The 13,439-nt window shown below is 47.2% G+C and carries 10 protein-coding genes and 1 riboswitch; of the genes, 6 read left to right on the top strand and 4 right to left on the bottom strand.

The window, feature by feature from the left end; genetic code table 11:
• Window positions 1-327: 327 nt before the first annotated feature.
• From ACFTRD_RS31935 to ACFTRD_RS31925, 3 genes are all read right to left on the bottom strand, one after another.
• Window positions 328-798, bottom strand: coding sequence for a C40 family peptidase (locus ACFTRD_RS31935; RefSeq protein WP_379386979.1), 471 nt, complete (start codon window positions 796-798; stop codon window positions 328-330).
• Between the two features lie 3 nt (window positions 799-801).
• Window positions 802-939, bottom strand: a riboswitch (cyclic di-AMP (ydaO/yuaA leader).
• A 253-nt stretch (window positions 940-1,192) separates the two neighbouring features.
• Complete coding sequence (locus ACFTRD_RS31930) at window positions 1,193-2,035, bottom strand: hypothetical protein (protein WP_379386977.1); 843 nt, start codon at window positions 2,033-2,035, stop codon at window positions 1,193-1,195.
• 10 nt (window positions 2,036-2,045) lie between these two features.
• On the bottom strand, window positions 2,046-4,037 hold the full coding sequence (locus tag ACFTRD_RS31925) for a M1 family metallopeptidase (protein WP_379386975.1): 1,992 nt from the start codon (window positions 4,035-4,037) through the stop codon (window positions 2,046-2,048).
• Window positions 4,038-4,137: 100 nt separating this feature from the next.
• Here ACFTRD_RS31925 and ACFTRD_RS31920 point away from each other — a divergent pair, with 100 nt between their 5' ends.
• Window positions 4,138-4,641, top strand: a complete 504-nt coding sequence (locus tag ACFTRD_RS31920; protein ID WP_062329637.1) for a YwhD family protein — start codon at window positions 4,138-4,140, stop codon at window positions 4,639-4,641.
• Between the two features lie 190 nt (window positions 4,642-4,831).
• Here the strand turns inward: ACFTRD_RS31920 and ACFTRD_RS31915 are convergent, their stop codons facing one another.
• Window positions 4,832-6,910, bottom strand: a complete 2,079-nt coding sequence (locus ACFTRD_RS31915; RefSeq protein ID WP_379386972.1) for a transglycosylase domain-containing protein — start codon at window positions 6,908-6,910, stop codon at window positions 4,832-4,834.
• 414 nt (window positions 6,911-7,324) lie between these two features.
• Here ACFTRD_RS31915 and speE point away from each other — a divergent pair, with 414 nt between their 5' ends.
• The 5 genes from speE to ACFTRD_RS31890 all read left to right on the top strand — a co-directional run bounded on the left by speE (window position 7,325) and on the right by ACFTRD_RS31890 (window position 13,405).
• On the top strand, window positions 7,325-8,152 hold the full coding sequence (speE, locus tag ACFTRD_RS31910; RefSeq protein WP_379386970.1) for a polyamine aminopropyltransferase: 828 nt from the start codon (window positions 7,325-7,327) through the stop codon (window positions 8,150-8,152).
• Window positions 8,153-8,166: 14 nt separating this feature from the next.
• Complete coding sequence (gene speB / locus ACFTRD_RS31905) at window positions 8,167-9,036, top strand: agmatinase (protein WP_379386968.1); 870 nt, start codon at window positions 8,167-8,169, stop codon at window positions 9,034-9,036.
• A gap of 1,184 nt (window positions 9,037-10,220) precedes the next feature.
• Window positions 10,221-11,408 carry a beta propeller repeat protein gene (locus ACFTRD_RS31900; RefSeq protein ID WP_379386966.1) on the top strand — a complete coding sequence of 396 codons (1,188 nt, stop codon included), beginning with the start codon at window positions 10,221-10,223 and terminating at the stop codon, window positions 11,406-11,408.
• Between the two features lie 217 nt (window positions 11,409-11,625).
• The gene (locus ACFTRD_RS31895; RefSeq protein ID WP_379386964.1) at window positions 11,626-13,107 is read left to right on the top strand and encodes an alpha-N-arabinofuranosidase; all 1,482 of its coding nucleotides are present in this window, start codon (window positions 11,626-11,628) and stop codon (window positions 13,105-13,107) included.
• A gap of 4 nt (window positions 13,108-13,111) precedes the next feature.
• Window positions 13,112-13,405, top strand: a complete 294-nt coding sequence (locus tag ACFTRD_RS31890; RefSeq protein ID WP_379386962.1) for a DUF6171 family protein — start codon at window positions 13,112-13,114, stop codon at window positions 13,403-13,405.
• Window positions 13,406-13,439: the final 34 nt, after the last annotated feature.

Raw genomic sequence — 13,439 nt, 5'->3', positions numbered from 1 at the left:
CCATAGCTAAGCTTGTTTTCACTCTACAAAAGAGGCGTTCATTTGGCAAGTCCTCGTTTTTGAAAAAAATTGAAACAAAAGTTCTGGTAAATTCGTTTATATTAGAGTGGGATGGGTAAAAACATTATAAGAGCGCGGACGAAGCAATACAAAATAGCTCTATAATAAAGTAAAGGTTAGGTTTGATAGCTTATCCCGAATACTTTTGAAGGAAACAAAGCACAAAAAAACCGCCGGATACATTCCTGCGGAGAATGTACCAGACGGTTCTATTATGCTTCGTTACAGTAGTGTTATGGTTACAGCATGACGTTGCTCAGCTTGTCCCTAGTCGATGGCCAAAGTCTCATATGCGTCCGTGCTCATAATCCGTTTAGCGCCAACATAGCGGTTGGCCCAGTAGCTTTCACTCAAAGCGCTGATTGTTACTCCCTTAGAAGAAGAGGAGTGTGCAAACTTTCCATCTCCTACGAAGATCCCTACGTGCGAAACCCCTTTACCCGTTGTATTGAAGAATACCAGATCGCCTGGTCTCATTTCCATACGGGATACCGAGTCACCCATGTCGAATTGGGAACTGGATTGGCGAGCCAGATCAATGCCCAGCTTGTCGAATACATAACTTGTGAACCCAGAGCAATCAAAGCCGTTAAGCGTTGTTCCCCCGCTTTTGTATGTAGTTCCCATTGCTGAATCAATGACTTGGTCCATTTTTGAATCTGCGAATGCGCTGCTCGCTCCAAGCGATAATGCGAATGTAAGGCTGAGAACAGCTGCGGTTAATTTCTTTTTAAACAAGAGATATACCCCTTCCAATGCCTGCGAGGTTAGCTTAAGGATTCGGTTGAAGGTCCCCTATGATCCCTCTGTTGCAAGATCAATTCACCCATAACTGGTTCCCCCGCTTCCCAGGTGCTAGGAATTTGGCTATGCTAGTTATGCACCTGTGAAATCAAGAAATGACGATTAAATTTTAAGTAGTTACAAATATGAAGGTAAAGATTACAAAGTTGTTACTAAAAACTCACTGCGATTATTGTAACAGAGGTATATCAGTTTGGCAACGTTTAGCAATAAATTTAGCAAAAAAAACCTCGACCTTTGACGGGGAAAGGTCGAGGTTTGCTTATGTAGCAACATTTGGCGAATGTAGCCTTTACATAGAGAGGTTAATCATTTTTAACCGTTCATACTAACCTTTGACCGTCTTGGACTGCCATAATCGGAAGTGCGCACATATTTTCCATAGACTGAGCAGACATCTGGCGAGTGGATACGTCTGTTGTAGTATAAGACCGGTTAAACCGGTTACTAACCATGAGGCAGAAGTAAAGGCTCCAAAGACCAGCAGATGGAGTCCGCCCAGAAGAATAGCGATACCGCTTAGAGCGATGACATGACGTAGTGCTATCCATACAGCATGTAAGGTGCCGCGGACTCCGCCTTCCTCGTCAGGAGCTGAGATACCAAACTGCATATAGAGCAGGGCATAATGGATAACCCACCCGTATATAATCCAGCCAGCCACGTAGGGAATGCCGGGCAAGAGCAGATGTAATGAATGAAAGCCGTCCATAAAAATGGAGTACAGTTTGGGTACGAGCCAGTAGGCAGGCAGCAGCAGTAATATTGTGCGAATGGTGTACAGCAACAGCATCGGTTTCCAAAGATGTTTAATTCCGCGCATGAATGGAACGCGTTCTTCTGAATGATTAAAATGCTGGAGCGAATAGAGCAGACCTGCCTGAATGAGAGGGCTAATGAGCATTCTCAGCAGCAACATGGCCCCCAGAATCCAAAGATAGCGATGAACCTCCGGACTCGTTGACAGGCTGAGCTGGCTCTCCATTTTGAATAACATCGTGCTTAACTCTCCAACATCAGGCTCCGGATAACGCAGGAGCAAAGGGACCACAGCCGACTGTACCATTTGATAGAGGAAGTATCCCCATATTAGTTGATAGATAAATAAGAGAGCTGCAATGAACATATGCTGACGGACGAGAAACCAGCCTTCACGTATTTTTGCTTTCATTGTATCCACCTCACCATGACAGACTTCCGAATATGGCCTCTATAAGTTTGGTTGCGCTCATGCTCCAGCGGGATTTGGTTGGCTCATCCAGTCCGGCTTTCAGAAAATTGTTCATATGCCGATTCTCCAGTACAATCGTGTACAGCGGATCTGTCATAGCCCAGGACACGGGAGAAGAATAGGTTAGTTTGTAAGTAATGCGTTTGTCGCTACCATCCCATTCCTTGGTCATGATCTTCCCATCCTCGAACACGATTCGAACAGGTACCTTTGTATAATCACTGCCTTTTTTCTGCAACGTAACGGAAGACTCATACAACGTTTGACCGTCTTTCGAGACGGGGTTCACGGTAATCTTCTCCACTGCAAAATCGGCCATGCCGTCCCCGTACACATACTGATTAAAATAGTCGGTCCAGGATGTACGCGTCACTTGCTCCACGACGTTTTGGAAATCAGAAGAGGTAGGGTGTTTGAAACGATACTTCTTCACATAGGTCGAGAGAATGCGTTCCATTGTTTTTGCACCAACCTGCTGTTCAATCCCAAGCAATACAAGCTTACCCCGAGTGTACACATTGGCAGCGTAATGATTCTGGGAATCAAACTTCCAAGCCTCCTGTGTTAGTGAAGCCGGAGAGATGATAAGACCTGATTGCACAGGCAGATTAGGGATCAGTCCGTATTCCTGTTCCATCAGTTTGTCTTCTGCATAAGAAGTGAATCCTTCGTCAAGCCAAGCCTCTTCAAATTCATTACTGGCAACCATGCCGTAAAAATACTGATGCCCAATTTCGTGCACGACCGTGCGTTCCAGATCGTAACCAGGAGCGGAATCATCTGCGCCGAAAGCGGTAACCAGCGTGGGGTATTCCATGCCGCCTGCACCATTTCCCGATTTTGGCGGGACCACGATGGAAAGGGTAGAGTACGGATAAGGGCCAAACCACTTGCTGTAATTGGATAGCGCTGCTTTGGCTGCGTAGAAGTACCGTTTCTTCAAATCCTGGTGAGCAGGGTCGAGGTACAGCTTGATTCGTACACCTGGCACATTGGGAGCAGAGAACGGCTCTTCTGCATACACAAAATCAGGAGAGGCTGACCATGCAAAGTCGTGTACATCATCGGCATAGAACTGATAGATTTTCTCCCCGTTTTTCACCACAGCTTGCTGGGTTGGAAATCCGGTAGCAGCCACTTTGTATGTTTCCGGTACCCGGATACGAACACTATAGATGCCAAAATCAGAGTAGAACTCCGAATTGCCGTGATACTGATGCAGGTTCCAGCCTTCGGCAGTCCGTCCTCGGGTGCCTGCTGGTTCATATACACTAAGCTTGGGGAACCATTGACCTGCCATCACAAAATGGTCCGCCGTCCCCATACGGGCAAAGATTTTCGGCAGCTTGACCTCAAATCGGGTGTGGAGCGTGATACTTTCGCCGCCTTTGACAGGTTTGGGCAGTCGTACCTTAATGAGCGTAGTATCCTTTATATTTCCGTCATCCGGTTGCACATACTGCATTCGGTGCAAGAGAGAGAGCCCGTCCTCTGTTTTCATATCTGTAATGTTCATGGAGCCATAACCGTTTGTAGGCATAGTATCACCGCGAAGTTTCCCGCCGGATTCCTTCATAAAGGTGGTGTCGGCAGAAGAGAACGCATTGGGATACATGTGAAAATAAAGCTCACTGACGGTTTTCTTTCCTGGATGTGTCCAGGTTAATGTCTGGGTGCCTTGTAGCACATTCCCGTCTACCAGCTTCACATCCATGTGATATTCCACTACACGATTGCTGAATACCTCAGCGGTTGGGGTCTGTACGCTTTCTGGAGGTGTCTGGTTATTGACGGGAGCCGGGGGCTTGCCCGATTCCGGTGCGAGCGTAGGCAATTCGGATGGATTGGAGCGTGTGGAACCCAGAGCGAGCCATATTCCTCCGGTAAGTACACATAGGGCTATAATTGCGGTGAGCCAGCTCTTGGCGCGTCGTGGAATCATCGATAAATACCTCCCGTTGACAAGCATCTACAGCATGTATATGTTTGCAATGGGACGATTATTAGTTAAAATATTTGTATCAACCCTTGGAGGCTATAAAATGGACCAAAACGAGCAAAACGGCAAAAAACAGATTGCCTTGAATATCGTTAGTGCAAAGAGCAAACACAAAGGATTCGGTGCAGGCTCCATTGATTTGAACAACCTGTCCCCCGTTATTATTGATAACGGCGAAGCGAAGATTGACGTCGGTGCGATGCACGCAAAGAGCAAGGTGGAGCGTGGCATCAAGTTTTCAACCAATCGTGAAGATGTACCTAACGGACGTCAGGTATGGCTGGTATGGGTCGCTGTGGATCGTACAGAGCAGGGACAGCTGTATGGCGGGGCAACCGCATGTGAGATGTGGATCGATACAGAAGCGAGACGTGGATGGAAACTGCTGGCGGATCATGTGAATCGAATGGATTATGCGATGAAGCGCCGTTTCATGTTGGATGAACTTGGCCCTGAAGATCGCGCAGCACTCAAGAAATTGCTGATTACCCATAATGAAGAATGGTGGAACGCTTCCCCGGACGAATTGAAGGAAGCACTCGCCTAATTTTTCTAGCTTGATCATTAAAAAACAAAAGTCCCGTAACCGAGCGTATCGGTTCGGGGCTTTTGTTATGTGGCGATGGAAGGCAGTAAAGTGAATACAGGAGTGGATACATGATCTATGAAGGGAATGGTTGAGACTAAAACCAGAAGGACAGACGCATTTACGCCATTACGTATTTGCGTCATTTTGGTTATTCCACCCACCAGCGTTTGAAATCCTTCCACCATGAATGCTTCTCTTCCTGTATTCCTTGCTGGTTTTGCACCTCAAGACTGTCTTTATCTTTTTCTGAACCTGAATCGTCCGAAGCGCTGCGACAGACCTCGGTCGGTTCCGTCCCGTCTATAAAAACTTCCAGCCGTTTCTCGGCGCAGCCATTACCAGCCAGTTTGCCGGACTCGGGATCGATATACACACTGACGACGTTATCAGGTACGGTGAAAATCTTCGGTGGAACACTTGCAAGAGCCTTTTCCGTGAACTGGGCAAACATCGGTGCTGCACGACGTCCATCCGAAGTGGAAATGGCTTTACCCTGATCATAACCGACCCAGACCGCCGTTGAGAGCTCTGGGGTGAAGCCGACCAGCCAGGCGTCCGTATTCGTTGTTCCGGTTTTGCCAGCAACAGGCCGTTTGATGGCGGCGGAGACCCGGTTACCCGTGCCACCATTTTCGAACACACTTTCCATTAAACGGGTTAATACATAGGCTGCAGCGGGTTCTACAACCGTCTCGGCCTGGGTCTGCGGTGCTTCATATAGGATACGCCCAGCGGCATCCGTCACTTGCAGGATAGCCACAGGTGGTGTACGTTTCCCGCCAGCAGCAATGACAGAAAAGGCTGAAGCCATCTCCAGTGGACTGACTGGTGAGGTGCCGAGTGCAAGAGAGGGAACCGGACTCAGGTTGCTCGTAATCCCCAGACTCTGGGCCATATCTACCACCTGTTCAGGTCCAATCTGCATAATCGTATTCACTGCATAGATATTGTCCGAAGCGGCGATGGCTTGCCTCAGGTCAATCTCACCCAGGTATTTGTCTCCGAAGTTACCGGGTTTATAGGTCTTGCGATCATTGTCATAATGAAACAGGGTTGGCTCGCTTTTAAACATGGATGCACTGGTAAGCTGTTTGGATTCCAGGGCAGCCAGATACATGATCGGTTTAAAAGCAGATCCTGGCTGGCGTGTAGTCGCCAGTACATGGTTAATCTGATTGGTGCGGTAATTTTTGCCGCCCACCATCGCTTTGATATATCCTGTACGAGGGTCGATGGACACGAGGGCGGTTTCCAGCTCACTTTTGGCGTCCATGCCGTTGGCTACGGCGTCTTCTGCCGCCTTTTGCACACGCAGATCCAGAGTGGTGTATATATTCAATCCGCCATGATCCAGCATCGCTTCACTGATACCCAATTCCTTGATGGCCAGATTCCGGATATAGTCTCTGAAGTAGGGGGCACTTTCCACGGTTTTACGTTCGCTTTCCGGTTTGAACGAGAGCATTTCCCCATAAGCTTTGTCTGCTTCGGCTTGCGTAATCTTGCCGGTTTCCACCATCGCATTTAATACGACCTTTTGCCGATCCTTGGCGTTCTTCATATGGTTATATGGAGAATAGTAGGTTGGACCCTTTGGAATGCCTGCAAGCATGGCACTTTCGGCAAGGGTCAACTGTTTGGCTGATTTGCCAAAATACATCCGCGATGCTGCTTCAATCCCGTAGGCGCCATGACCGTAATAAATTTCATTCAGGTACATCTGCAGAATTTCATCCTTGCTGTATTTCATCTCCAATTGTGCCGTGTACATGGCTTCCTTGGCTTTGCGAGTCCATGTCTTTTCATGCGACAAATACAAGTTGCGTGCGAGCTGTTGGGTCAGTGTACTTGCGCCCTGAGACATCTGCATATGTTCCAGATTAACGAGTACAGCCCGTCCCATTCCTCGGATGTCGAAGCCGACATGATCATAGAATTTGCGGTCCTCTACAGCCAGTGTGGCATGGACCAAATCGGGGGAGATGTCTCCCAGTTGCACAGGTACCGAGTCTTTGCCCCCTGCAGAGAATGTAGCGATCACTTCACCTTGGCTATCGAGAAGTCTGGAATTGCGATCCGAGTCGGCCAGCGGCAGGCTGGTTGCGTATAGATAGACCAATCCTGCTGCCATGGCGATCAGGCCGAGAATAGCGAGCAGAGTGAGGCTTTTAATGATTTTTCGTATACGGAACCCGCGTTTGCGGGTCTGTTGGCGTGGTTGGGTCATGGGACGGGCTCCTTTCTTTTCTTTCCAGTATGGGAATTCAATGACACGGATATTCAATCTGCCCGTTTAACGGTTTAAAATATAGCTTTTTTGCAGAAAAAACCGTTTTGCAGTATAAACGTCTATCGCGTATAATGCAAAAGGGTAATGAAAAGGTACGGTTCGGTACAATATATCAAAAGGCAAGCAAAGATGAACGGTACCCATTGTCAATGATTTGTTGGTCCGTCAGTCGCTATGCTCGCTGTGGTCAATTTAATCTATAAAATGAAGTGAAACGCGGACCTTTCCCGCAGCCAGCAACCATAACGCTATATGGCGCCGAACGCTGGACGTGCTTGGGCGAATCGGCAGCGCAGGGCGCTTTGTCCGGATATGGCTGATCATTAACTTTACGGAAAGAAGGTAGAGATTATGGAATTGTGGTTTACGGAGAAACAGACCCCGGTATTCGGGATCACCGCGAAAATTAAACAGACGTATGTAAGCGAAAAGACTGAATTTCAAGATTTGGCTATGGTAGAAACCGAAGAATTCGGCAACATGTTACTGCTCGACGGCATGGTCATGACTACGGTGAAGGATGAATTCGTTTATCACGAAATGGCGGCTCACCCTGCACTGAACACACACCCGAATCCGAAAAAGGTTCTGGTCGTGGGTGGCGGTGACGGCGGAGTTATCCGTGAAGTCATCAAGCACGCTGCTGTAGAAAAAGCGGTCCTCGTCGAAATCGACGGAAAAGTGATTGAATACTCCAAAAAATATTTGCCTGAAATCGCCGGTAAATTGGACGAGCCTAATGTTGAAGTGCTTGTGAATGACGGCTACATGCATATTATAGAACATAAAAATGAATACGATGTCATCATCGTTGACTCTACAGAGCCTGTAGGTCCAGCTGCTCCACTGTTCGAGCGCGGTTTCTACCAAGGTATCTATGAGGCGCTGAAAGAAGACGGAATCTTTGTTGCTCAAACGGACAACCCTTGGTTCAAAGCGGATCTGATCCAAAAAGTAAACAAAGATGTAAAAGAAATCTTCCCAATTGTACATGTGTACGGTTGTAATATTCCTACGTACCCTAGTGGTCTGTGGACATTTACATTAGGTAGCAAAAAACATAATCCGCTTGAAGTGGATGAGACGCAAATTCCGGAGATGGATACAAAGTATTACTCTCCACGTCTACACAAAGCAGCATTCGTTCTTCCTAAATTCGTGGAAGATCTGACGAAATAAGGAGGACTAAACTAATGAAACTAGATCAAGCTTATTCAGGTAACGTGTTTATTTGCAGTTCCGAGGATTATGAGAATTCCAAAGCAGTTATTTATGGTATGCCGATGGATTACACCGTCAGCTTCCGCCCAGGTTCCCGTTTTGGTCCTGCCCATATCCGTCAGGCATCGGTTGGACTTGAAGAGTACAGCCCTTATCTGGACAAAAGCATTGTGGATATGACTTATTTTGACGCAGGGGATCTGCTCTTGCCTTTCGGTAATGCTGGGCGCAGTCTCGAAGTCATCGGAGAATATATCGGTGGCCTGCTGGCTGACGACAAATTCCCGATTGGTCTCGGCGGGGAACACCTTGTCACTTGGCCTGTCATTCAGCAAATGTACAAAAAATATCCGGATCTTATCCTGATTCATATTGATGCACATGCGGACCTTCGTGAAAACTATGAAGGCGAGCCATTGTCCCACTCAACGCCAGTGCGTAAAGCAGCTGAATTGATGGGCGGCAAAAATATTTATCAGTTCGGAATTCGTTCCGGTTCCCGGGAAGAGTTCCAGTTTGGACGGGAGAACATCAACTTCTATCCGTTTGAAGTGGCAGCTCCGATGAAGGAAGCTCTTCCGAAAATGGGTAACCGTCCCGTTTACGTGACAATCGATATCGACGTGCTTGATCCATCTGCGGCTCCGGGTACAGGAACAGCAGAAGCGGGCGGTATTACGTCCAAGGAACTGCTTGAAGCCATTCACATGATCGCAGGATCAGATGTAAATGTGGTGGGTTGTGACCTGGTTGAGGTGGCCCCTATTTACGATCCTACGGAACAGACACAAATTGTGGCTGCGAAGATGATCCGTGAAATGCTGCTTGGATTTGTGAAGTAATAGCAAAATAACAGCGTCCTCTGTCTGTGCCAGGTTGAAGCCTGCGTAGGAGAGGGCGTTTTTCATTGTCAACATTTCTCTGTGTGTTCCTCAACTACTCCTGTTTGAGTAACTGACTGAATGATTGAGCCGACACTATTCTGCCAAGCGGAATAACGAAGTTAAATTAAGTTAACTTAACTTAATTTAATTTAACTTAATTTAACTTCTGCCCAGAGCTGTGTTATAATGACTACATAAGTATTCAGTAATATATTTATTGATATATTACATTCGTGAAGTATATGGTGATCGGGTTCGACCATATACTAAAAAAGAGCCTTCACCGCTGGAACGGTAAGACTCTTAGGACCTGAAAGGCTGTGGATTGCCACGGCGCGCATGAAACAAATAAATATCTCAAGCGAAACCCACCGTCAGGCGATCAACCTTATGAGGTGGGTTTTCGCTTGCTACGAAACTTTTTGCGCAACCAACGGTAAAGCTTTCGGATACTCAGCACTAGACTGAGGATCGCAGCAATCCATCGGATTACATCAAGCAACGCCACAAGTTTGACCATCGACGACACCCCCTTTCGGGAAGCTGCGCCGTGATCTAGAAAACATCCACCGTTATTCAAAAGTCCATAACATTAATTATAGCACGTACGTTCCCGTATCTCTACCATTTGTTGTATATATGATTACACCCGCACGTTAAGCGAATACACGTATGTGGGGTGACTCTATCTTAATATTTATATAATATGGAAATAGAGGAAGGTGGTTTTGATATGCATGCAATCCGGGCTCAACTGAGCATGTATCCCAAATGGTTCGTAGCGGTACTTATGATATTTACCCTTAATCTTATATTAACAATGACTGTGTTCCTCAATTTAACGCTGATACTGGTTAATCTCGCCATGCTATATGTTGCCTTTAGCGTCAGAACACTTAAATACAATAAGTTGTATTTTGCCCTGTGCCTTGTTTTAAGTATCACTTTTGTGATTATTGCTTTTAAGACATATCCCATTTAATTCAGGCTCTTAGCAGAGATTAATGATGAATCACTCAAGCCCGTGAGATAGAAAATGTGGGCATGAGTGGTTTTTTTATTGCAATAATGTCACGCGGGATAAACAAATTGTTACGTTAAATCCTGCAAAATAGGGTAAAAACATAGAAGGAGGTGTCACGATGACAACAAAGAGCAGAATGACATGGAAACGAATTGGCGCACTCGCCCTATCGGTAACACTGGCTTGGGGATTGGGACCGGTACATACTCTACCCGGCGCTAACGCTGCATCCTCCCCGACATGTGGAAGTGGAGATCATGGATTAACGGCTACGTTGAAAAAAGGCAGTGGTGTGGAAGATCAACGACTGCAATTTACGGATATCGATTTTCTAAACAGTACAACCGGACGGGCTGCTGGTGAGGGATTTCTCATTGGTACATCGAATTCAGGTTGCACTTGGCAGTCCATCTATACAGGTCAATGGCAGTTCGCACAACTTGATTTCCCGAATAATGTGAATGGATTTGCTTTGGCACAGGTAAAGGATTCTCCAACGACGTATCTCATCCGCTCAACGGATGGCGGCGCGTACTGGACACGGATGGATACTAAAGGCATACAATTTAAACGAATTGACTTTCACAATAAAAATGAAGGCTTCGGTTACACCTATAATAGTGCTTATATGACGAAGGATGGTGGTGCAACATGGAGCCCGATCTCCACACCAGCCAATACACGCGGAGCTGTGTTCACAACAGAGAAGCAAGGTTATGTGATTGTAGCGGTTCCTGGCTCGGGGTACCGAATCATGCAGACAAGTAATGGGGGCAAGAACTGGACGCAATCGTTGAAGGTGGCCTCAACAACCTGGAGCGGTGGAGATGTATACGCAAGCGGTAACCAGGTATGGGCCCTTCTGTATGGCGATGCAGGCATGTCCCAGCAGTCGTATTCCCTCTACGCGAGTGGGAATGAAGGCAAGAATTGGAGACAGGTCTTTGCTCAATCGACAGCAGGTGGTGGCCCGGCTCCAGGTGCAAACAGCACAGGAAATGGAAAAGGCCCCGCAAACCCAGGGGGCCACCCGGGGAATATGGCGTTGATCGGTAATCAAACGGCCTATCTCTCCGCAGGATCACCTGCAGCAGGCAAAGTAGGGATTGGACGTTCTTATAATGCAGGTTCCACGTGGAAAAACATCGACCTCAAAGAGCCGGGATATAGCTCTCGCATTTCGTTTCCTTCTGCCAAAACAGGTTGGCTCGTCGTAACAAGCGACAATTCACCTGCGATTTATGAGACGACAGATGGTGGAACAACATGGAAGCAAAAAATGTTATTACCCGCTGAAAACGAGTAAATGGCGTCATGCCATGGAATAATTTTAAGGCGATTTCAATCAAAAAGAGTATAAATCTTAACTTGTTTGGCCTGATGAGGCCAGCGCAATCAAACAAGCCTTTTCCGGACAATTGAAGCCGGAATGGGCTTGTTTGTGTTGAAATAAAAACGGTTGAATCCTATTCAAAAACACGTTATTGTAAGCGATAACAATTACTTTTTGGGGGGTTGAAATTATGGTTGAGGTTATTTTAAAAGCTGATTCGGAACAAGGATTAATAAACCGTAATATATATGGTCACTTTTCCGAGCACTTGGGACGCTGTATCTATGAAGGGTTGTGGGTAGGAGAGGATTCACCTATTCCGAATACGGAAGGCATCCGTAACGATGTGCTGACTGCACTGCAAAAGCTTCATATTCCGGTGCTTCGCTGGCCTGGCGGTTGTTTTGCCGATGAATATCACTGGAAAGATGGCGTAGGTCCAAAAGCGGAACGTGCCCGAATGATCAATACACACTGGGGCGGCGTAGAGGAGAACAACCATTTTGGTACCCATGAGTTCCTGAGATTGTGCGAATTACTTGGCACGGAGCCATATATCAGTGGTAATCTGGGCAGCGGTACAGTGCAGGAAATGCAGGAATGGGTAGAGTACATGACCTTCGACGGCGAATCTCCAATGGCGAACTGGCGTAAAAGCAACGGTCAGGAAGAGCCGTGGAAGTTGAAATATTTTGGCGTGGGGAATGAGAACTGGGGTTGTGGCGGCAATATGCGACCAGAATACTATGCGGATGAATATCGTCGTTACGCCACCTATGTGCGCAATTACTCGGGTAATCAAATTTACAAAATTGCGTGCGGTCCAAACAGCGATGATTATCGCTGGACGGAAGTGGTAATGCGTGAAGCTGGTCGTTTTATGGACGGGATCAGTCTTCACTATTACACCATCCCAACAGGAGATTGGGCAGATAAAGGACAAGCGACAGGGTTTGGGGAAGCCGAGTGGTTTGCGACCTTGAAGAAGACGCTCTTTATGGAAGAGCTGATTGTGAAGCACTCCGAGATTATGGATCAATATGATCCCGAAGGCCGGGTAGGTATCATCGTGGATGAGTGGGGAACCTGGTATAACGTTGAACCGGGGACAAACCCTGGATTCCTGTACCAACAAAATACGATGAGGGACGCCGTGCTTGCAGCGGTCAACCTGGATATTTTCAACAAATACAATAAAAGAGTACAGATGGCTAACCTGGCACAGATCGTGAATGTGCTCCAGTCCATTGTGCTGACAGAGGGAGAAAAGATGCTCCTGACGCCAACGTACCATGTCTTTGATATGTATCAGGTCCATATGGATGCGCAGCGATTGGAGCTGAACTATGAAAGCCCTGAATATGCTTTCGGGGATGAGAAGATCCCTCAACTCAGTCTGTCCGCTTCCCGCAACAAGGATGGCGTTATTCATGTGACAGCGAGCAATCTGAGCGCTACGGATGAACTGGAAGTTGTAATTCAGCTTGAGTCAGCGAAAGCCACCAGCGTATCGGGCACACTTTTGCATCACGCTGATTTCGGGGCGTACAATACGTTTGAACAGCCGGAGCAGGTAAAGCCTGTAAACTGGGAAGATCTCAAGCTGGAGGATCATACACTGCGGTTTGTACTTCCACCCGCATCGGTTGGGGCCCTCGCTGTAGAGGGGTAATACAATGAAATCATCCTTAATTGGAGGACGTGTCGAACGACAGGCACCTTGCAAGGGATGTGAGGATCAATACGATGTTAAAATCAGTGAAGCCAAAATAGCGCGGCTGGTGGAGCTGGCCTCGCGCTCGCGTCCGGCTGTCCAGGATGCCGAGTATGAACGGCGTTTATCCATCTGTTCCGATTGTCCAGGATTACAATACGGTACGACCTGCCGCTATTGCGGCTGTCTCGTACAGGTGCGAGCCAAACTGGCAGAGTCGGCTTGTCCGTTTCCTTATGAATCACGATGGACCTGATTTAGAACGTATTTCTTTATTAATGAAGGAAGGT

The sequence above is a fragment of the Paenibacillus sp. NPDC056933 genome (genome assembly GCF_042674385.1).
Taxonomy (GTDB): Bacteria; Bacillota; Bacilli; order Paenibacillales; family Paenibacillaceae; genus Paenibacillus.
This window is presented reverse-complemented; position numbering and strand designations above follow the sequence as displayed.